This window comes from Pedobacter changchengzhani (genome assembly GCF_004354365.1).
GTDB classification, from domain to species: Bacteria; Bacteroidota; Bacteroidia; order Sphingobacteriales; family Sphingobacteriaceae; genus Pedobacter; species Pedobacter changchengzhani.
The window spans coordinates 286,502-306,085 of the sequence record NZ_SJCY01000004.1; the positions used below are offsets into that span (position 1 = coordinate 286,502).

Annotated in this window: 21 protein-coding genes; 4 read left to right on the forward strand and 17 right to left on the reverse strand. The window is 34.7% G+C overall.

The features are described from left to right. Positions 1-62: 62 nt before the first annotated feature. Together EZJ43_RS08415 and EZJ43_RS08420 are read right to left on the reverse strand one after the other, a co-directional pair. Positions 63-1,262 carry a pyridoxal phosphate-dependent aminotransferase gene (locus EZJ43_RS08415; protein ID WP_133262259.1) on the reverse strand — a complete coding sequence of 400 codons (1,200 nt, stop codon included), beginning with the start codon at positions 1,260-1,262 and terminating at the stop codon, positions 63-65. A gap of 63 nt (positions 1,263-1,325) precedes the next feature. Then, positions 1,326-1,721, reverse strand: coding sequence for a DUF1573 domain-containing protein (locus EZJ43_RS08420; RefSeq protein WP_133262260.1), 396 nt, complete (start codon positions 1,719-1,721; stop codon positions 1,326-1,328). A gap of 170 nt (positions 1,722-1,891) precedes the next feature. Between EZJ43_RS08420 and EZJ43_RS08425 the strand changes: the two genes are divergently transcribed. Beyond that, on the forward strand, positions 1,892-4,312 hold the full coding sequence (locus tag EZJ43_RS08425) for an alpha-ketoacid dehydrogenase subunit alpha/beta (RefSeq protein WP_133262261.1): 2,421 nt from the start codon (positions 1,892-1,894) through the stop codon (positions 4,310-4,312). 151 nt (positions 4,313-4,463) lie between these two features. Here EZJ43_RS08425 and EZJ43_RS08430 read toward each other — a convergent pair whose 3' ends face one another. From EZJ43_RS08430 to EZJ43_RS08485, 12 genes are all read right to left on the reverse strand, one after another. Continuing rightward, a complete protein-coding gene (locus EZJ43_RS08430; protein ID WP_133262262.1) occupies positions 4,464-5,219 on the reverse strand; it encodes a DUF6498-containing protein in 756 nt (251 codons plus the stop codon). A gap of 42 nt (positions 5,220-5,261) precedes the next feature. Next, a complete protein-coding gene (locus EZJ43_RS08435; RefSeq protein ID WP_133262263.1) occupies positions 5,262-5,861 on the reverse strand; it encodes a DUF1684 domain-containing protein in 600 nt (199 codons plus the stop codon). A gap of 30 nt (positions 5,862-5,891) precedes the next feature. Beyond that, entirely contained in the window at positions 5,892-6,461 is a 570-nt protein-coding gene (locus EZJ43_RS08440) for a hypothetical protein (protein ID WP_133262264.1), read from the reverse strand. A gap of 94 nt (positions 6,462-6,555) precedes the next feature. Next, positions 6,556-7,653 (reverse strand): chorismate synthase, encoded by a 1,098-nt coding sequence (gene aroC / locus EZJ43_RS08445; protein ID WP_133262265.1) that lies wholly within the window; start codon positions 7,651-7,653, stop codon positions 6,556-6,558. Positions 7,654-7,755: 102 nt separating this feature from the next. Further along, a complete protein-coding gene (gene aroA / locus EZJ43_RS08450; protein WP_133262266.1) occupies positions 7,756-9,027 on the reverse strand; it encodes a 3-phosphoshikimate 1-carboxyvinyltransferase in 1,272 nt (423 codons plus the stop codon). Positions 9,028-9,163: 136 nt separating this feature from the next. Continuing rightward, the gene (locus EZJ43_RS08455; RefSeq protein WP_133262267.1) at positions 9,164-10,303 is read right to left on the reverse strand and encodes a chorismate mutase; all 1,140 of its coding nucleotides are present in this window, start codon (positions 10,301-10,303) and stop codon (positions 9,164-9,166) included. A gap of 110 nt (positions 10,304-10,413) precedes the next feature. Continuing rightward, positions 10,414-11,247 (reverse strand): prephenate dehydratase, encoded by an 834-nt coding sequence (locus tag EZJ43_RS08460; protein ID WP_133262268.1) that lies wholly within the window; start codon positions 11,245-11,247, stop codon positions 10,414-10,416. A gap of 281 nt (positions 11,248-11,528) precedes the next feature. Next, the gene (locus EZJ43_RS08465; RefSeq protein WP_133262269.1) at positions 11,529-11,852 is read right to left on the reverse strand and encodes a type II toxin-antitoxin system RelE/ParE family toxin; all 324 of its coding nucleotides are present in this window, start codon (positions 11,850-11,852) and stop codon (positions 11,529-11,531) included. Then, complete coding sequence (locus EZJ43_RS08470) at positions 11,852-12,043, reverse strand: hypothetical protein (protein ID WP_133262270.1); 192 nt, start codon at positions 12,041-12,043, stop codon at positions 11,852-11,854. Before EZJ43_RS08470 ends, EZJ43_RS08465 begins: the two co-directional genes overlap by 1 nt. 252 nt (positions 12,044-12,295) lie before the next feature. After that, the gene (locus EZJ43_RS08475; RefSeq protein ID WP_133262271.1) at positions 12,296-13,195 is read right to left on the reverse strand and encodes a sterol desaturase family protein; all 900 of its coding nucleotides are present in this window, start codon (positions 13,193-13,195) and stop codon (positions 12,296-12,298) included. Between the two features lies 1 nt (position 13,196). Beyond that, entirely contained in the window at positions 13,197-14,255 is a 1,059-nt protein-coding gene (gene aroB / locus EZJ43_RS08480; RefSeq protein WP_133262272.1) for a 3-dehydroquinate synthase, read from the reverse strand. Further along, the gene (locus EZJ43_RS08485; protein ID WP_133262273.1) at positions 14,255-14,461 is read right to left on the reverse strand and encodes an RNA-binding S4 domain-containing protein; all 207 of its coding nucleotides are present in this window, start codon (positions 14,459-14,461) and stop codon (positions 14,255-14,257) included. Before EZJ43_RS08485 ends, aroB begins: the two co-directional genes overlap by 1 nt. Before the next feature lie 93 nt (positions 14,462-14,554). Here EZJ43_RS08485 and EZJ43_RS08490 point away from each other — a divergent pair, with 93 nt between their 5' ends. Continuing rightward, a complete protein-coding gene (locus EZJ43_RS08490; protein WP_133262274.1) occupies positions 14,555-15,739 on the forward strand; it encodes a proline dehydrogenase family protein in 1,185 nt (394 codons plus the stop codon). Between the two features lie 102 nt (positions 15,740-15,841). On the opposite strand, the gene EZJ43_RS08495 is transcribed toward EZJ43_RS08490, so the two are convergent. From EZJ43_RS08495 to EZJ43_RS08505, 3 genes are all read right to left on the reverse strand, one after another. After that, on the reverse strand, positions 15,842-16,993 hold the full coding sequence (locus tag EZJ43_RS08495; protein ID WP_133262275.1) for a DUF3095 family protein: 1,152 nt from the start codon (positions 16,991-16,993) through the stop codon (positions 15,842-15,844). A gap of 63 nt (positions 16,994-17,056) precedes the next feature. Beyond that, entirely contained in the window at positions 17,057-17,377 is a 321-nt protein-coding gene (locus EZJ43_RS08500) for a DUF962 domain-containing protein (protein WP_133262276.1), read from the reverse strand. Positions 17,378-17,384: 7 nt separating this feature from the next. Beyond that, positions 17,385-18,020: an HAD family hydrolase gene (locus EZJ43_RS08505; protein ID WP_133262277.1), complete on the reverse strand. Its 636-nt coding sequence runs from the start codon at positions 18,018-18,020 to the stop codon at positions 17,385-17,387. A 142-nt stretch (positions 18,021-18,162) separates the two neighbouring features. On the opposite strand from EZJ43_RS08505, the gene EZJ43_RS08510 reads away from it, so the two are divergent. Further along, positions 18,163-18,795 carry a Uma2 family endonuclease gene (locus EZJ43_RS08510; RefSeq protein ID WP_243718065.1) on the forward strand — a complete coding sequence of 211 codons (633 nt, stop codon included), beginning with the start codon at positions 18,163-18,165 and terminating at the stop codon, positions 18,793-18,795. Between the two features lie 70 nt (positions 18,796-18,865). Further along, positions 18,866-19,498, forward strand: coding sequence for a Uma2 family endonuclease (locus EZJ43_RS08515; RefSeq protein ID WP_133262278.1), 633 nt, complete (start codon positions 18,866-18,868; stop codon positions 19,496-19,498). Positions 19,499-19,584: the final 86 nt, after the last annotated feature.

Genomic DNA, 19,584 nt, shown 5'->3' on the forward strand with positions numbered 1-19,584 from the left:
TTAATTCTTTTATATTTTCTGAATTTTTAATTTTGAGACAGCCTCTTTTTTTGTTGGAATTTTTACAACACCCGACCAGGATATTCCTTTAACGCTTTTTCAAGGCAATCCATTGCAGTATTCAAATCATCTGTATTCAAAACATAGGCCATCCTAACTTCGTTTTTTCCAAAACCAGGTGTCGAATAAAATCCTGTAGCAGGCGCCATCATAACGGTTTGGTTGTTGTAGTCAAAATCTTCCAATATCCATTGGCAAAATTTGTCGGCATCATCAATTGGGAATTTCGCTACAACATAAAAAGCACCACCTGGATTAGGACAGAAAACACCTTCAATTTTATTTAATCTATTTACCAACGTATCTCTACGTAAAGTATATTCCTTATTTACCTTTTCAAAATAAGAGTCTGGCGTGTCAACTGCAGCGGCGCCAGCAATTTGCTCAACCATACCAGGACTTAAACGCGCTTGCGCAAATTTTAATCCTGCAGCAATAACCGATGCATTTTTAGTAATTAAACAGCCTAAACGTGCGCCGCAAGCACTATACCTCTTAGAAACCGTATCCATAATAACAACGTTTTCATCCAGTCCATCTAAATACATTGGTGAGATAAATTCACGGCCATCATAACAGAATTCTCTATATGCTTCATCAGAAAACAGAAACAAGTCGTATTTTAAACAAAGTGTTTTTAATGCTTCTAATTCTGCTCTCGAGTATAAATAACCTGTTGGATTATTGGGATTGCAAATAATGATTGCTTTCGTTTTCTCCGTAATAAGTTTTTCAAATTCGGCAATTGGGGGCAATGCGAAACCATTCTCTATAAACGACAAAATTGGTTTTACCACTACATTACTCATACAGGCAAAGCCATTATAATTTGCGTAAAATGGTTCTGGAATAATAATTTCATCACCTTCATTTACGCAGGTTTGCATGGCAATCGTAATTGCTTCAGATCCGCCAACGGTAACTAAAATATTTTCTGGCTTAATGTTATAACCTAGTTTGTTGTAGTATTCAGTTAGTTTTGTTCTGTATGCCAACGTACCTTCAGAAGGTGTATATGCCCAAACATTAAAATCAATGTTTTTTATAGCATTTAACATCCCTTCGGGTGTTTCTATATCGGGCTGACCAATGTTTAAATGAAAAACCTTTTTACCGGCTAATTTTGCTTGATCTGCAAATGGAGTTAACTTTCTTATTGGAGATGCAGGCATTTCCAACCCTTTTAATGAAATTTTTGGCATGGTTCAAAAATAAAAAAAAAGTCCCGAAAATATCGAGACTTTAATGTGTTATGTTTTTAAAAATTACTTAGATGCTGGTGCAACAGTTTCGCCTTTAATATAAAGCACTTTTACTGGCGTTTTAGCATTCGATGAGATGGTAACAGTTTTTGTAAACGGCATTGGGCTTCCTGCAGGGTTAAAAGTTACAGAAATAATTCCTGTGTCACCTTTTTTCAACGGAACAGTAGTGTATTTTGGAACAGTACAACCGCAACTACCTTCAACTTTTGTAATAATTAATGGCTCTTCACCTTGGTTTGTGTATTTAAAATCGAACGAAACAGGCTTGCCAAGTACAACTTTACCAAAATCATGGGTTTCTTCGGCGAATTTAAATTCAGCGGGTTTAGCAGTTTGTGCATTTGCAACAAAACCAAAACCTAAAACGATAGCGAATAATACTAATACTTTTTTCATGTGTGTGGGTATAAATTATAACGTTTAATTATATAGAACAAATTTAACTATTTCATTGTAAAACAAAAACTATTCCAATTTTATTTTATTAACGATATTATATTTTACAATTCTATTTAAAGCAAAATTTTTATTTTGTCTATATTTGCAACAACCAATATTTAAAAAGCATGCAGAATGAAAAATTTGATAACAACTCCATTGATGCTTCTGAACTTAGTTTTAACGATTTCAAATCTATTGTAATAAGCGATTATACAGTTGCTTACCAAAGTAGGCAAGCTAGTGTTTTGGGCAGGAGGGAAGTGTTAACAGGTAAAGCCAAATTCGGTATTTTTGGTGATGGGAAGGAAGTGCCACAAATTGCGATGGCCAAAGCTTTTAAAAAAGGAGATTGGCGATCGGGTTATTACCGCGATCAAACTTTTGCTTTTGCAACTGGCATATCGACTATTAAAGAGTTTTTCGCTCAATTGTATGCAAATCCTGCGCCTGATGCGGATCCGTTTTCTGGTGGTAGGCAAATGAATTGTCATTTTGCAACAAAATCTATTAACGAAGATGGAAGTTGGAATGATTTAACGCAAATTAAAAACTGTTCTTCAGATATTTCTCCAACTGGTGGTCAAATGGCTCGTTTGGTAGGTTTGGCTTATGCTTCAAAATTATTTAGAGAAAATAAGGAATTAGATTATTTAAAGCACTTTTCTGTTAATGGAGATGAGGTAGCTTTTGGTACTATTGGCAATGCTTCTACATCCGAAGGTGTTTTTTTCGAAGCCATAAACGCTGCGGGTGTGTTGCAAATTCCAATGGCTGTTTCTGTTTGGGATGATGCTTACGGCATTTCTGTACCGGCAAAGTATCAAACTACAAAGGAAGATATTTCAGAAATATTAAAGGGTTTTCAGCGTGATGAAAATAATGCTGGCTATGAAATTTATAAAGTTAAGGGTTGGGATTATCCATCGCTTTGCGAAGTTTATGAAAAAGCAATTAATGTTTGTAGAGATGAACATGTACCTGTTTTAATCCACGTAACCGAGCTTACTCAACCTCAAGGTCATTCAACTTCTGGCTCTCACGAGCGCTATAAATCTAAAGATAGATTAACTTGGGAAGCAGAACATGATTGTATTTTGAAGATGAGAACGTGGATGCTGGAATCTGCAATTGTATCAGAAGAGGAAATTATAGAATTAGAAAAAAGTTCAAAGATTATTGTTCGCAATGCGCAAAAAGAAGCATGGAATGAATTTTTAGACAGTATTAAACAGGAACAAAAATTAGTTGTAGATTTTATTTATGATTTGGCGAAACATCAACCCGAACTTAAAAAAATAGGCGATCAATTGGCTTCTACCGCAGATGCGCAACGTAAAGAAGTTTTTACTGCCGCTCGAAAAGCAATTCGTTTATCAGCTAATTTTGATAGTAAGGAAAGAAATAATTTTCTACATTGGTATAAAAATCAATCTGAATTAAATTTTGATCGATACAATTCTAAATTATTTACAGATGGAAAAGAATCTCCATTAAAGGTAAAAATTATTGATGCCGAATACGATCAACTTTCTAAAATGGTTGATGGTAGGGAGATTTTAAATGCTTGTTTCGATAATAATTTTAACAGAGATCCTCGGTTGGTAGCAATTGGGGAAGATTTAGGCAATATTGGCGATGTAAACCAAGGTTTTGCAGGTTTGCAGGCAAAATATGGTGAAATAAGAATTACCGATACTGGCATTAGAGAAATGACCATTATGGGGCAGGGTATTGGGATGGCAATGAGGGGTTTAAAACCTATTGCAGAAATTCAGTACTTAGATTATTTAATTTTCGCGCTAAATGTTTTAAGTGATGATTTATCGACTTTATCATACCGTACAAAAGGAATTCAGAAAGCACCAGTTATTGTTCGTACCCGCGGACATAGATTAGAGGGGATTTGGCACTCTGGGTCTCCAATTGGAATGTTGTTAGGGTCGTTGCGAGGGATGCATATTTGTGTACCAAGAGACATGACGCAGGCTGCAGGAATGTACAATACTTTATTTAGAGGTGATGAACCTGCGGTGGTTATAGAGTGTTTAAATGGTTATCGTTTAAAAGAAAAATTACCAATTAATGTTGGCGAGTTTACGGTTCCGTTAGGCATTGCAGAAGTTTTACAAGAAGGTACGGATATTACAGTGGTTTCCTACGGTTCTACGTTAAGGGTGGTAGAAGAAGCTGCCGAGGAATTGATTTCGATGGGTATTTCTCTCGAAATTATAGATACCCAAACGCTGTTGCCATTTGATACCACGAAAGTTTGTGCTTCATCCTTAAGCAAAACGAATAAATTACTTATCGTGGATGAAGATGTTCCAGGTGGTGCTTCGGCCTATATTTTGCAGAAAATTGTAGAGGAGCAAAAAGGATATCTTTTGTTAGATGGACAACCGAAAACATTAACATCAAAAGCACATCGTACACCTTTTGGTTCGGATGGTGATTATTTTACCAAGCCATCTGTTGATGATGTTATAGAAGCAGTTTATGCAATGATGAATGAAGCAAACCCAGAAAAGTTTCCTAAATTGTTTTAACTAAAACCTTTTTTGAATAATAGTTATTGCGCTAATTTGGTTTAGTAGTATTTTTTGGTTTTTACATCCATTTTCGAGTGTTTTCGATTGAAGTGCTATGGGATACGAAATTTTTTATTTAATCCGTTAGTGGAATTTAGAGATTTCTTTGCTATTTCTGTAAAAAAGAATTTATACTGTCTTCTGTCTGATCTGCATCGGCTTCGCTTTGATTTTTCTTAAGTTTATTAATCAAAAGGTTTTTAAATTTTGAATTCTGACTGGCGCTAAGAATAATCAAGTCTGTACATAATCTGAAAACGATAATCATAAATGCAGCAGCAATAGAACCTTTGATTAGCATCATAAAAAATACGGCGATAATGGTTACGAATTGCTGTATAAAAATGCGAACATAAGGTTGCATAAACAGTTTTGAAACTGTTGCTTCCTTATAAATGCCGGGTAAAAAGAAATCCTTTAAAGTGATAGCCACATTACTAAACACTAGTGCGAGAAAGGCCATTAAAACATCATGCTGAGCGAGCAAATAAGCGTAGTTGCCAAAAACATTAAATGGTGTACTACCTTTTGGCAGGATATCACTTATCATCAAAAAAATGAAAACCGACTGTATAAAAATGAAAAAGAAATAGTGGAAAATAAAGAAAGGAATTGCCGCAAAGCCAGTTATTGTATTGCCTGGGGTAGGCGTATCAAACCTTTGTGCGTTGCTGTAGAAAAGTACAATTAACATTTTGAAAACATGTATTACGCCAATGATAATTGTTTCTAGAAAATAAGCAACAACCACTACTTCGGGTTTCCACCCAAAATGAAAAACGCCAACCAGCATCACTATGGCATTTAACCAGATAAAAATGTTTTTGAAGCTGGGAATGAATGCCTGCAATAAACTATTTTTCATCAATTTATACTTTAAAATAAGTTATTAAATAATTGTCGATTTTTAATGTTTCTTTCCGCCTGTATAAATTTTCTCGCCAGCTGTAATGCTCATTTGTAAATTATTATCTTCAGGCGGAGCCGGACAATTATAGCCGCCACCGTAAGCACAGTAGGGGTTGTAAGCTTTATTAAAATCAATCTCAATTTTGTCGTTCTTAATTTCTTTTTCACTTAAATCAATATACCGGCCACCACCATAAGTTTCATTGCCATTTGTTTGATCGGTAAATGGTAAAAACAATAAATTTTTATACATTGGATTATTTGCCAATGCCACGCTCTTATATAAAGTCATGGTTATTGGCTGATCATTTAAAATAAAGTTTATCAACGCGCAACGATAAAAATTTTTACTCGTACCATTGTAAGTTGGCATTTTAAAAACTTTTTTGTTTTGTAAAATTTGCACTTTTGCAGAAACCTTATAGGTGCTATCAGCATCAAAAAAATTTAAATGTTGAAGATCTTTTTGTTTCAGGGGAGAATTATCCTCTTTTAGAAACGCCGCTTTGTATTCGGTTCTATGTTGTTCAATTTCAGCTTTAAAAGTTTGAGCAGTTGCTGAGGATGTGATTAATAATAAGATAATGATAAATTTCATAACATATAATTTAGCCAAGTGCAAATAAAACTATGATGAAGGTAATACTTTAGATGGAATGTTGGTTGCGCTAATTTCCCTGGGCCAATTAGCTCTAAATGCCTTTACGATGTAAAATAGCGAAAATGCAACTACGCATAATTTAATTACAACCATTGCCGAAGCGGAAAAAGCACCGATAAAACTAAGCGAAAAAATAATTGCTGCAATAATTAAAACCACTAAAATATGCTCCAATACAAATTTCCAAATAGGTTTGCCTGCATAAAATTTACAGTTTGGGTTTTGTTGGCTTACATTTAAGGCTAAATTTTTTATAAATTCATTATATTCAATCGCCTTATCTTCAAAATTTGCAAACGATACATAGCTTACAGAAGAGATTTTCATTTTTGAAGGTGGATTAAGAAAATCCATTTCGCAAACATAATTGTTGGTTTTCATCCGAGTTGGAAAATAAAATAACCGAACTGATTTTAAGTTTTGATATACACAAAGTGATTCATGAATACCATCGTAACTTATAGTTAATCCCTCTGAATTTGTTTTCCAGGTTTCGGGTTGTGTTAAAACACTTCGTCTAAAAGTAAAACTTGCCATTTATCATTTCTTTTAATGTAAAATTCGGCAAAATTATTTACCATAGAAATACCTTAAAATACTGATTTTTTAGGCAACTATTTTTTTGCAAATACTATAATCGATTGCTTCTTTGTCTCAATAAATGATCGGCTACCACCAATGCGGCCATTGCTTCTACAATAATAACGGCTCTTGGTACAACACAGGGATCGTGCCTACCTTTTCCCTTAATTTCTGCGGCCTCGCCCAACGAATTTATAGTTTGTTGATTGTGCATAATTGTAGCAACTGGCTTAAAGGCGGTTGTAAACGTAATGTCCATTCCGTTTGAAATGCCTCCTAAAATGCCCCCTGCAAAGTTTGTGGTTGTTTTAAAATTATTTTCATCCATCGCTTTTGGCTGTGGAATATCGTTATGTTGCGAACCTAATAATTCGCTACCAGCAAAGCCAGAGCCATACTCAAAGCCATGCACAGCATTTATACTTAGCATTGCCTTGCCTAAATCGGCATGTAATTTATCAAAAACAGGCTCTCCTAAACCAGCCGGACAACCCTTGACAATACAGCTAATTTTTCCACCTATGGTATCGCCATCTTTACGAACATTATCTATAAACTCAATCATTTCATCAGCAGATTGTGGATCTGCACAGCGTACAATATTTTGTTCTCTAATGTTTAGCAAAGCGGATAAATCATTAATTTGCAATTCAGGTGCATTTATTTTGCCTACTGAAGTTACATGGGCAAAAATTTCAATGCCCTGTTGTTTCAAAAATAATTTGGCGATTGCGCCAGATGCTACTCGTGCTGCAGTTTCTCTTGCAGATGATCTTCCGCCTCCACGATGATCGCGAATGCCATATTTTGCATCATATACATAATCTGCATGACTTGGGCGATACACATTTACATTATGGCCGTAATCCTTCGATCGCTGATCCTCATTCGGGATAAGTAATGAAATAGGCGTGCCCGTACTTTTCCCTTCGAAAATACCTGACAAAATTTGTACGGTATCACTTTCTTTTCTCTGCGTGGTAATTTTTGATTGCCCTGGTCTCCGTTTATCCAATTCCGACTGAATAAATTTCATGTCGATATCCAAATTTGCCGGACAGCCATCGATAATTACACCAATGGCTACGCCGTGAGATTCGCCAAATGTGGTTATGCGAAATAATTGTCCGAATGAGTTACCTGCCATTTTTGAGTTATGAGTTATGAGTGCTGAGTGATGAGTTTTTATTGAGTATCATCATTTCCACGCCTCGTCTTAAAGTATATTTATTCGTTGCTCTTTGTTTCTTTATTCTTGCTCTCTAACTGAGAATCCCGCCTTCTTCAAATCTTCCCAAAAATAGGGATATGATTTTTCTACAACTTGCATTTCTTCAATTTCAACTTCATCGATTAATAGCGCAAGCGGTGCAAATGCCATTGCCATACGGTGATCTTCGTAAGTTGAAATCTTTATTTTTTCGGGGAAGTGAAGTTTGTCGGTGTTTAAAGTATAAACTAGATTATCTTCGGTTAAAGTAACGCCAATTTTTGCCAATTCGGTTTGTAGGGCCAAAACTCTGTTGGTTTCTTTAATCTTTAAAGTCTCTAAACCTGTAAACGACATGTTTTTGCCTAAAGCAGCAGTAATAACTATAATGGTTTGAGCCAAATCAGGGCAAGTTTTTAAGTCTAATACACCTAAAAGTCCTGAAGGGGCTTTTGCTTTACTTAACGAGATTCCGGTATTGGTTTTAGTTGTTGCGATACCAAAAGCTGTCATTATTTGCTTAATCTGACTATCGCCCTGCAAACTTTTATCTTTTAATGCTGGTAAAGAAATTTCAGCATCATCGGCCAAAGCGGCTATGCTATACCAATAAGATGCAGCACTCCAATCGGGTTCTACGATTAATGTTCCCGATTTAAAATTTTGTGGTTTAATAGAGATTGAATTTCCATCCCACGCATTTGCAATACCAACTTCGGCCAGCATATCTAAAGTCATATCTACATACGGTTTAGAAGTAAGTTCGCCCTCTATTTCTAAAGTTAAACCTAACGGAAGTTTTGGTGCAATCATTAATAAAGCAGAAATATACTGACTGCTAACATCACCTTTAATTTTCACATGTCCATTTTGTTGATTTAATGGACCAACAATATTCAACGGAGGGAAGCCTTCATTTTCTGCATAAGAAATATTGGCGCCAATGGTTTTCAAAGCTTCTGCTAAAATCCCGATAGGGCGTTGTTTCATCCTTTCGGTTCCTGTTAGCAAGAAATTACCATTTTTGGCAGATAAGTATGCAGAAAGGAAACGCATGGCCGTTCCAGCAGGACCCACATCTACCGTTTTTGATTCCTGAATTTCTACGTCCAAATCATTTTCCAAGTGATTTAAAATTCCATCAAGCGTAACCGTATCTGCAGCGTTTGATAAGTTTTCTACCTTAACTAATTTCTTACTTAAAGCGCTAATAATCAAAGCTCTATTGCATTCGCTTTTTGAGCCAGTTAATTGTATTTCCGTATTAATATTCTTGGTTCCTTTAAAAGAAACTAAGGCATTTTTTGACATTTTATAGCCTCTCTCTAACCCTCTCCTTAATGGAGAGGGCACTTTAAGTTTTAAATTTAATTTTTATAAGATCCGTTACTTTGAACCTAAATCTTTCGCTTTTAAGCTTTGGACTTTCCGCTTTAAGCTTTTTACTTTAGGCTTTAAGCTCGCTATGTTGTTCAGCAGCAATTCCTTTATCGGCTTTGCCAGCGTTCATTATTTCTGTTTGCTTACGGATAGATTCGCTGTGAACCAATTCTAAAAACTTTTCGGTAAAGTTTAAATCCAACTTTAAAGCTTTAGCAAAAGCGTGTCCTTTCTGAAGGATAGAATCCCAACGGTTAACCTGTAAAATGGTAACTTGATTATCGCGTTTAAATTCACCAATTTTTTCAACGATAGACATACGTTCGCCTAATTTCTGCATTAAAATATCGTCAATTTTATCAATTGATTTACGCATTTCGGCTAATTTATCTGCAGAAACTTCATTTTGAACTTCAGGATCGCGGATGGTTAAACGGTCTGCTAATTCTGCCAAAGCAGCCGGCGTTAACTGTTGCTTAGCATCTGTCCAAGCAGTTGATGGATCAATGTGAGCCTCAATCATTAAGCCTTGCATATCTAAATCTAAAGCTTTTTGTGATATATATGGGATTAATTCGCGATTACCACAAATATGACTTGGATCGTTTAGAATTGGTAATTCAGGACATAAAGTTTTCAATTGAATAGCAAGTTCCCACATTGGTTCGTTACGGAAAGAACTCTTTTCGTATGATGAAAAGCCACGGTGAATGGCACCAATTTTAGTTATACCTGCACGGTTAATGCGCTCAATTGCACCAATCCATAATTGTAAATCAGGGTTAATTGGGTTTTTAATTAAAACAGGTACATCATGGCCTTGTAAAGCATCAGCAATTTCTTGTACTGTAAACGGATTCACGGTAGAGCGAGCACCAATCCATAAAATATCAACACCTGCAGCTAAAGCTTCTTCAACATGTTTTGCGTTGGCAACTTCAACAGCGATTGGTAAACCAGTTTCTGCTTTAGCACGCTTTAACCATTCTAAGCCTATACTTCCAATACCTTCAAACTCTCCCGGACGAGTACGTGGTTTCCAAATTCCAGCTCTTAAAACCGATACTTTACCAGTTGCTGCAAGCAAATGCGCTGTAGTTAATAATTGTTCTTCAGTTTCTGCACTGCATGGGCCAGAAATGATTAATGGTTCGTTTTTTACCGTTAACCAAGTGTTTAATGGCTGAATGTTTAAATTTAATTTCATGACGTTTTAGGTTGTTTTTAGTCCGAAAGTCCGATGTAAGAAGTCCGAAGTTATATTGTTTAATTGTCTATTTTTTTATGGTATTTCGTAATGCTAAAATCGTACTTTGCTTACACTTTATCATTTTTTTGATATTCTCCGAGGATGTTGAAATTGCTGGTGTATTTTAACGCTTTTCTCACTGCCTTATCGTACTTTTCGGTAGTTGGCCATTCTAAGTCAACATAAAAATAATATTCATTTCTTTTACCTAAAACTGGCATAGATTGTATTTTGGTTAGCGTAACATCTTGCTCTGCAAAGATGTTTAGAACGGTTGCCAATGAACCTGCTTTATGGCCAACTTGAAAACAGATGGAAGCTTTGTTGATTTTTTTTCCTTCGTCTGTTTTGTCTTTTTTTAGAATATGAAAACGGGTGTAGTTTTTTTTGTTAGATTCTACACGTCGTTCTAAAATATTTAAACCGTATAACTCTGCTGCTAAACTATTTGCAATAGCCATTGTGTCCGTTAATTTTTCTTCTTGAATCCGTTTTGCGCAAGCTGCAGTATCGTTGCTTTCTACAATTTTAATATGTGGGTAATCGTAAAAGAAATCAACACATTGGCGTATAGCGATGGGATGTGAGGTTACAATTTTAATATCTTCAAATTTAACACCGGGTAAGGCCATTAAATGTAGTTGAATAGGTAAATAAACTTCACCTACTACAGAAAAACCGTAATCTCTTATTAACGTGTAATTTGGTAATAAACTACCTGCAATTGAATTTTCGATCGCCATAATGACGAAGTCTGCTTCATTTTTATCGAGTTTATCGCAAGTTTCTTTAAAGGAATTGCATTCTAAAGTTTCGATATTTTTACCGAAATATTTAAAAGCTGCTTCTTCATGAAAAGAGGCTTTAATTCCTTGAATAGCTACACGTTTAATCGTTTCCATTTTTTATTTTTAAACAAAAAAGTCCCGGCCATTGGCCGGGACTTTTTATACATTTTAATATTTTATATTATTTTGCATATTAGCCCCGGCTCTCACTAAAATAGTAAAAGTAACCAAAGTAATATGTGTTAAAGTTTTTCATTTTTTTTTCGTTGAGCCAAATGTAGCAACAAAATTTAATTTGTCAATAGGAAAATGAAAATAAATTTAATTTTTTTTGAAATAGACCGTTTTCGGTACTGGTATGAATTGTATAAATTTGGGTAATAGGAATTGCATTTTTATAAACTATCAATAATTTTTTGAATATCTGCTTTTGTTATTGTCGCTTCTTCAGATTTGTCGTAAATATAAATTAAGTTCACCTGGTTTTCTGTTTGAAGATAAGTGATAACGCGATAACCCCCACTCTTACCCTTTCCTTTACTTTTAACGGCCAGTCTAATTTTAAAAACGCCATTTCCTAAATCTATGCCAAGTTTTAAATTTTTGGATAATTCAAGCTCTAGATGATGTAGTTCATTAACTAATGATGGATGCTTTTTCTTTAACTGCTTTGCTTTTTTTATAAAAACTTTTGAATATACAAAGCTTACATTTGACATTATATATCCTTTAAAGATAGAGGCTGCAGCTTTCCTTCGCTAATTTGTTTAGCTTCTTGTAGGCCTTTTTTTATGCCGTCTAATAAATTCTCTTTTTTTGAAGTTTTCACAATTTTGCCATTAATCCTTTTCAAAACCTGTAAGAGGAAATCGGTATCTTTATCATCTACCTGAATTGTAAGTGTTGTCATGTCGCAATAAATTGTTTATTCAAAAATACAAAATATTTACAAATTAGTTTTATTATCTATTTTTAAAGGTTCGTAAATTTGATGATTGTTTTATTTCAGTCGAAAATTGTCCGATGAAACACAATCTTTGTTCCTAAACCCGATTGCAACGGAAAGCCTCAATTTTTCATTGAGCTTGAAGTGTAAAGCGGGACTTTCGGCCGCCAAAAACCACTTACTTTCGTTTCCAAACCCGTCAAAAATATTGTTAAATTAATTTTCCAGACTTTCTTGTTCGAGTAATTCTTTCTGCATAATTTTTGCAATTTTTGTGCTTCCGTCATGGCTCCAGCCCGGTGGGTTTACAATATATTTAACCTTATCCATAAAAGTCGGTGCTTTTTTAACATCAGCGGTTAAAGCTATAAACTCGTGGAAAATAATATTTACTGCTCCAGTATCTGTTGGTTGTGTGGTTAAACCATATTTAATTTTATCTTCGGGCAATTCTGCTTGGAAAGTGCCAAACCACCTATCCCAAAGTATTAAAACCATGCCCATATTTTTATCTAAATAACGCACATTACTTGCATGATGAACGCGGTGGTGAGATGGTGTTACAAAAATATATTCGTACCATTTTGGTAACTTTATATTGTATTGCGTATGCACTAAGTTGCCGTAAATTTGGGTAACTAAATAGGCAAAAAGAATATCCATAGCGGTAAAACCCATAAACGCTAGGGGCAAGTAAAAAAATACGCGGTAAAAAGGTTCGAACACGGTAGAGCGGAAACCTGTTGTTAAATTAAAATGTTCTGACGAGTGGTGCGTTACGTGCATTGCCCAAAAAAAGCGTACATAATGACCAACACTATGCAAAAACCAATACAAAAAATCTTGTGCAAGGATTAAAACCAACCAGTAAAACCAAATATTAGAAATTTGAAACAAACGAAATTGATAGCAATAGGCTAACAAAAAGAATGTTGCGGTTTTCATGGTTAGGTTAATTACAATAGCCGAAACCATTAAATAAATGTTTGTCCAAGTATCGCGTTTGGTATATAATTTCCTGTCGTGGGCATAGCTAAAATACATTTCAACCAAGGTTAAAACGATAATAAAGCCAAATAATGCGCCTACAGAAAAATCACTTCCGGTGTATTTCATTTTATAAATTGTTATAATAATCTAAGCTGCTTAAAATATCGGCTTTGCTTACACGGCAGTTAAACGTGCATTTTCCTATTGTTTCTAATAAAGAGAATAAAATATTGCCATCTTCGTTCTTTTTATCGCTTTTCATTAATTCCAAAAGCGCATCAAAACTTCCTTTTTTGATTTCATATTTTGGGTATAATGATAAAATATAATTGCCGATATCTTTTAGTTCATCTTTTGTTAAGCCACTGTTTTTAATTGAAAGCGCAGCTTCGCATACAAAACCGATGGCAATTGCTTCACCATGGGTAAGTGGGTTTTTGTCGTTAGCTAAAGAATAACCTTCTATTGCATGACCAATCGTGTGACCGAAATTTAAGATTTTCCGTAGATTTTTTTCATGCGGATCAATCGTAACCACTTCGTTTTTAATTTCTACCGAGCGGTAAATATCTTGGGCAGATGGGGTTAAATAGTCAGTGGTTTTTAATTTTTCGTAATAAGCTTTATCGTAAATTAAACCATGTTTTATCATTTCGGCAAAGCCTGATAAAAGCTCGCGTTGAGGCAAGGTTTTTAAAAATTCGGTTTCGATAAAAACCATTTGGGGTAAAGTAAAAGTACCCACCATATTTTTAACGTTATCTATATCAATCCCAGTTTTGCCACCTACAGATGCATCAACCTGCGAAAGTAGGGTAGTAGGCACGTTTATAAAATCGATACCACGTTTGTAGGTTGATGCAATAAAGCCACCCATATCGGTAATTACACCACCGCCAAGGTTAATGATTAAACTTTTTCGGTCGGCTTCGAAATCTAGCAGTGTTTTCCAAATGCCAATGCAAAAATCTATATTTTTATTTTCCTCGCCTGCGGATGTTTCAATTAAATCGAAATCAGAAAAATCATCCATTAAGGATTGAAAAACCGGTAAGCAAATCTCGCTCGTGTTTTCATCAGCAAGGATAAAAACTTTACTGTATTTATTACTTTCTAAAAGTATTTTTAAGGCTTCTAAGTTGCTTTCGAAATAAAGCGAATGGCCTGCGCTTGTTAAAGTTTCCATTAAATTACTTCAATTTTATCTTGTTCAAAAGTGATAATGTCGCCAACCCTAACTTTATACCGCTTGCGAAACTCCACTTCGCCATTGCATTTTACCAGACCATCCATCACTACTGCCTGCGCATCGCCACCTGTGCCCACCATGCCCGTTGCCTTTAACAGTTGGATAAGGGGAATAAACTCGCCTTCTAATTTGAATTGTATCATTTGGTTGCAAAAATACAATTAATTAAATATTTTTATCTTCCAACAGCGAACGGAATTTATAATTTTGCACGCAAGTGACTTAATTTTTAAAAAATGAACGTTTCAACCCCAAATCAACCAAATTTTGACAATACAGAAATTGCTTTTAAGCAAAAAAGTAATGGCGAACTGAAGAAGGCATTTTGGCTTTTTAAAATAATTAGCAGTAATTTTTTAACCAAAGTTGGGCCAGCCATTACCAATTTTTTTTTAAACATTGGCTTACCCGTTCAAGGTGCAATTAAGGCTACTATATTTCAACAATTTTGTGGTGGCGAAACCATCGGCGAATGTGATAAAGCCATAACTCAGCTCGCAAATGGCGGTGTGGGTACTATTTTAGATTATTCTGTTGAGGGCGAAGATGAAGAAAAAGTTTTTGATGAAACGTGCCAAGAAATTATTCGCACTATTTTGCGTGCCGATGGCGATAAGAATATCCCGATTACGGTTTTTAAAATTACGGGTATAGCGAGGTTTGCCTTATTAGAAAAAATTGATGCGAAGCAAGAATTATCCATTGAGGAGCAAGCTGAATTTAGTAAAGTGCATTTTCGTTGTGAACTTATTTGTAGGAATGCCTACGAAAAGCAGGTGCCAATTATGATAGATGCGGAAGAAACTTGGATCCAAGCTACAATTGACGAATTGGCTTTTGAGATGATGCGCAAGTTTAACCGAGAGAGTATAATCGTTTACAACACCTATCAAATGTATCGACATGATAAATTTGCCGATATGAAAGCAGACCACTTGATTGCCAAAGCTGACGGTTACATTCTTGGTGTAAAAATTGTGCGTGGTGCTTATATGGAAAAGGAACGCAAACGTGCTGAAGAAAAAGGTTATCCATCGCCCATTCAACCCGATAAAGAAGCAACTGATCGGGATTACGATGAGTCATTGCGTTATTGTGTAGATCATATTGAGGAAATTGCAGTTGTAGCAGGAACGCACAACGAAGATAGTAGCAGGCTATTGACTTATCTTTTGGAAGAAAAAAAAGTAAGGCATAATCATCCGCATGTTTATTTTGCTCAGCTACTGGGAATGAGCGATAATTTAAGTTTCAATCTGGCCGATTCGCAATATAATGTTGCTAAATACGTACCTTACGGTCCAATTAAAGCAGTAATGCCTTATTTGTTTAGAAGGGCTCAAGAAAATACATCGGTTGCTGGCCAAACTGGCAGAGAATTGGCTTTAATAGAAAGAGAACTGAATAGAAGAAGAATTTAATTGCTTTTTATTTGGTTTATTTTAAGGTTGATGCAAATATTTGTTCGATTTTATGATATTGGCGAATATTTTAGGATTTATTTGAAGTTATTCGAATATTAATTAACCACTCGCTATTTTCTTTTTCAAAACACATGCAGCCTGCGTGTAGCCACCTTCGCCACCGTCAACAAAGTGGATGTGGTCATCGGCCAAGTCTCTAATATAGCAAGACATTACAGATTGCCCACTGATATGAACACCATAATATATTTCCTGTTCTTTTTCGAGTTCGTCCAACGCCGAAATAAGCTTTTCTCGCTGGATTTTAATTCCTGTAATTACTGTATTAATTTTTCCGTCGATAACCAGCGTATCAGACATTTCTACCAATCGCGTCAGGTAATTTTGACCATTTTCTGTCCGTAGATAAATTTTTCCATATAGGTTGATGATCCATTCTTTTAAAATTTGAAAGAAATTGATGTTATCAAATTTTGCCGTCATTTCCCTACGCATATTATGGAAACTGGTTTTAAAAATCAGCTTCTCTACCGATATAGGTTGGCGAGCTTCTGGTTCGCCGTAAATTTTATCAATTAAGGAAATTATTTTGCTAAACACCCTCGCCTGATCACTGCCATTCCGAGCGATTGCGATAATGGTTACAATTTCTTCGCTGTTTTGTGGTGGATCAATTTTATCCCACCTGCATTGCATTCCGCTTAAATCTAGGTCGTTATTTACTTTTACTTGCTCGTTAAAAATATAATCCGGACCTTTTATTATTTTCTCGGCATAACTCAGTCCTTCACCTAAAATAATCGGGATGGAAAAGGATTTTGAGCTGGTAAACTTACAAACTTTAAGTGCTTGGTTATTTGCGTAAATTTCTGCTACAGCAACAGCCCCGGTACGTAGTTCTAGTTGAAATTTTTGGAAAGTATTTTGTCTGTACAAATAAAGTGCGTTCATCACTTCATCGTAAATTTCTGGCGGAATAATAAACGTTGCGCCATCGCCACCAAAGAAAAATGGAATACTTATTTGTTTCGCAAATGCAATATTTAACACCGCAACTATGCTGCCTGTCGCTACAAAATTTACATCTTCATGCTTGCCACTTAAAACTGCATCAGTAGAATTCTTAACATCCGTAATAATTACGTGCCAATTTGAAGGTATTTTTTGAAACAAATAATCCTTTAGCAATAGCTTGCTTAAAGTGATTTTATTTTCGGGAAGGTTAGTGTAAAAATTTAGGTCCGGCACCATGCATACTTTCAATAGTTAACAAGATACATGCATTATTGTTGCAATTTATAATAAAATGATATTTTAATTTTTAACCTTAAAACTTTGTTTTCCTTTTAATAAATCGTAAAACAAAATAAAATCGCTAACGAAGCTATATCCGGGATATTTAAAGGTAGCTGGCTTATTTTTTTCGAAGAAGAAATGTCCAATCCAGGCAAAGCCATAACCAAAAAGTGGCATACCTATAAAAAATCTAAAATCGTGAAAGAGAAAGCCGGTAAAAAAACAGAGCACAACTAAGCCTGTACCAATAAAATGCAATACCCTTGATGTAGTATTTGTATGTTGACTTAAATAAAAAGGATAAAATTCTTGTATCGATTTAAATTGTTTTTCGGTCATGATTAATTTACAAAATATGGTTAGCAATTAAAAATGATTCTAATTGGTCTGGTTTTTCTGTCATCAGTAGGGTATTCAGTCCCACTTTTTTTGCCCCCTCAATATGTTGCGGGCTATCATCAATAAACAATGTTTCGGCAGGGTTAAGGTTATTTTCTTTTAAAACTTGTTCAAAAATATTGGTATTTGGTTTACGCAGTTTCATGTGTTGCGAAAAATAAGCTTTCTCAAAATACGCATCGTAATTGTTTATTTTAAAAGCTGTTTTTAAATAATTGATAATCCAATCGTAATGGATTTCATTGTTATTGCTCAATAAAAAAGTGCGGTAACGCTGCTTTGCTTTAAGCAATACATTATGATTATCGGAAGTTGTGCCAACCAATAAACTGTTCCAAGCATCGTCTATTTGTTGGTCGGTAAGCTGTAAATTATTAGCGGCTTTTCTAATGCCATTTCTAAATTCTGCTGGTGATATAGAACCTGTCTCAAAATCATCAAAAAGTGGATTATGGCCTAAGTGAGCAAAAAAAGTATCGATATTTAAAATGCCCAACTGTTTAAAAGCTTGTTGTGTTCTCTTAAAATCTATTTCGAAAATCACATTTCCGTAATCAAAAATTATATTTTTTATTCCTCGCATCTTAAAAACAAAATTATGTACAAATATTCAATATTATATCATTACAAGTTCAAAACAACATCAATATTCAATTTCTGTTATCACAAGGATTATCAAAAACAAATTCATTTTAAAATTGCTATTTATATTAGTATATTTGACTGTGCAAGAGCCAATTCCATATTCTAAACTGCAAGATGAATCCATTCATCAATTCAACGATATAGACGCATCGTTAAGTTATAGTTATGCAAATTATTTAAATTGGCTTTTTGATGATCGGATAGAACTCATAAAAGGGAAGATTTTTAAGATGAGTCCTGCGCCATCAAGAGTTCATCAAAAAATTTCCATTAGAATTCTCAATCCTCTGGTAAATTTTTTAAAAGGTGAAGTTTGCGAAGTGTATTCGGCTCCGTTTGATGTTCGTTTTCCTAAAGAGAGCAAAGCTGATAAAGATGTATTTACTGTTCTACAACCAGATATTTGCGTAGTCTGCGATAAAAATAAGCTTGATGATCGCGGTTGTATTGGCGCACCGGATATCGTTGTAGAAATTTTATCGCCTGGTAATACCAAAATGGAACTTTTGCATAAATATAAGGTTTACGAAGAGTTTGGTGTAAAAGAATATTGGGTGGTAAGTCAAAGCGACCAAAACATTTTAATTTATACACTTAATGGTTTAGGTAAATTTGAACCTTCTAAACAATTTACCCTGAGCGAGAAAATCACTTCATCGGTTTTACCAGGTTTTGAGTTAAAACTGGATGATGTTTTTGGGGATTTGAATTGATCTAAAAGCAAAGAAATTAAATTTTTCTTCGATAACATACTAAATTTTGTAAAAATAAATATATTTCTCGATGGTAAAACCTATTTTATATTCAGAATCGAACGATGAATCCATTCATCAATTCAACGATATAGACGCATCGTTAAGTTATAGCTATGCAAATTATTTAAATTGGCTTTTTGATGATCGGATAGAACTCATAAAAGGTAAGATTTTTAAGATGAGTCCTGCGCCATCAAGAGTTCATCAAAAAATTTCTTTTGCTATTTCATTGGCATTTGGTAAATTTTTAGAACAAAAAAAATGTGACGTTTATTGTGCCCCGTTCGATGTTCGTTTTCCTAAAGAGAGCAAAGCTGATAAAGATGTATTTACGGTTCTACAGCCAGATATTTGCGTAGTCTGCAATAAAAATAAGCTTGATGATCGTGGTTGTATTGGCGCTCCAGATATTATTGTCGAAATATTATCACCTGGCAATACCAAAATGGAACTTTTGCATAAATATAAGGTTTACGAAGAGTTTGGTGTGAAAGAGTATTGGGTGGTGAGTCAAAGCGACCAAAATATTTTAATTTATACACTTAATGGTTTAGGTAAATTTGAACCTTCTAAGCAATTTACCCTGAGCGAGAAAATCACTTCATCGGTTTTACCAGGTTTTGAGTTAAAACTGGATGATGTTTTTGGAAATTTGGACTAATTAGCTGACGAGAGGGTTTAAGCTCGTCAAATTTCACTTTTTAAAGTAAAGCTGAATTGACATATTTTCGAGTTATTTCTACTTCA

Excerpts from the sequence above, each read along its gene's own strand:
- EZJ43_RS08415 (WP_133262259.1), bottom strand. The coding sequence starts at position 1,262 with ATGCCAAAAATTTCATTAAAAGGGTTGGAAATGCCTGCATCTCCAATA.
- EZJ43_RS08420 (WP_133262260.1), bottom strand. The coding sequence starts at position 1,721 with ATGAAAAAAGTATTAGTATTATTCGCTATCGTTTTAGGTTTTGGTTTT.
- EZJ43_RS08425 (WP_133262261.1), top strand. The coding sequence starts at position 1,892 with ATGCAGAATGAAAAATTTGATAACAACTCCATTGATGCTTCTGAACTT.
- EZJ43_RS08430 (WP_133262262.1), bottom strand. The coding sequence starts at position 5,219 with ATGAAAAATAGTTTATTGCAGGCATTCATTCCCAGCTTCAAAAACATT.
- EZJ43_RS08435 (WP_133262263.1), bottom strand. The coding sequence starts at position 5,861 with ATGAAATTTATCATTATCTTATTATTAATCACATCCTCAGCAACTGCT.
- EZJ43_RS08440 (WP_133262264.1), bottom strand. The coding sequence starts at position 6,461 with ATGGCAAGTTTTACTTTTAGACGAAGTGTTTTAACACAACCCGAAACC.
- aroC (WP_133262265.1), bottom strand. The coding sequence starts at position 7,653 with ATGGCAGGTAACTCATTCGGACAATTATTTCGCATAACCACATTTGGC.
- aroA (WP_133262266.1), bottom strand. The coding sequence starts at position 9,027 with ATGTCAAAAAATGCCTTAGTTTCTTTTAAAGGAACCAAGAATATTAAT.
- EZJ43_RS08455 (WP_133262267.1), bottom strand. The coding sequence starts at position 10,303 with ATGAAATTAAATTTAAACATTCAGCCATTAAACACTTGGTTAACGGTA.
- EZJ43_RS08460 (WP_133262268.1), bottom strand. The coding sequence starts at position 11,247 with ATGGAAACGATTAAACGTGTAGCTATTCAAGGAATTAAAGCCTCTTTT.
- EZJ43_RS08465 (WP_133262269.1), bottom strand. The coding sequence starts at position 11,852 with ATGTCAAATGTAAGCTTTGTATATTCAAAAGTTTTTATAAAAAAAGCA.
- EZJ43_RS08470 (WP_133262270.1), bottom strand. The coding sequence starts at position 12,043 with ATGACAACACTTACAATTCAGGTAGATGATAAAGATACCGATTTCCTC.
- EZJ43_RS08475 (WP_133262271.1), bottom strand. The coding sequence starts at position 13,195 with ATGAAATACACCGGAAGTGATTTTTCTGTAGGCGCATTATTTGGCTTT.
- aroB (WP_133262272.1), bottom strand. The coding sequence starts at position 14,255 with ATGGAAACTTTAACAAGCGCAGGCCATTCGCTTTATTTCGAAAGCAAC.
- EZJ43_RS08485 (WP_133262273.1), bottom strand. The coding sequence starts at position 14,461 with ATGATACAATTCAAATTAGAAGGCGAGTTTATTCCCCTTATCCAACTG.
- EZJ43_RS08490 (WP_133262274.1), top strand. The coding sequence starts at position 14,555 with ATGAACGTTTCAACCCCAAATCAACCAAATTTTGACAATACAGAAATT.
- EZJ43_RS08495 (WP_133262275.1), bottom strand. The coding sequence starts at position 16,993 with ATGGTGCCGGACCTAAATTTTTACACTAACCTTCCCGAAAATAAAATC.
- EZJ43_RS08500 (WP_133262276.1), bottom strand. The coding sequence starts at position 17,377 with ATGACCGAAAAACAATTTAAATCGATACAAGAATTTTATCCTTTTTAT.
- EZJ43_RS08505 (WP_133262277.1), bottom strand. The coding sequence starts at position 18,020 with ATGCGAGGAATAAAAAATATAATTTTTGATTACGGAAATGTGATTTTC.
- EZJ43_RS08515 (WP_133262278.1), top strand. The coding sequence starts at position 18,866 with ATGGTAAAACCTATTTTATATTCAGAATCGAACGATGAATCCATTCAT.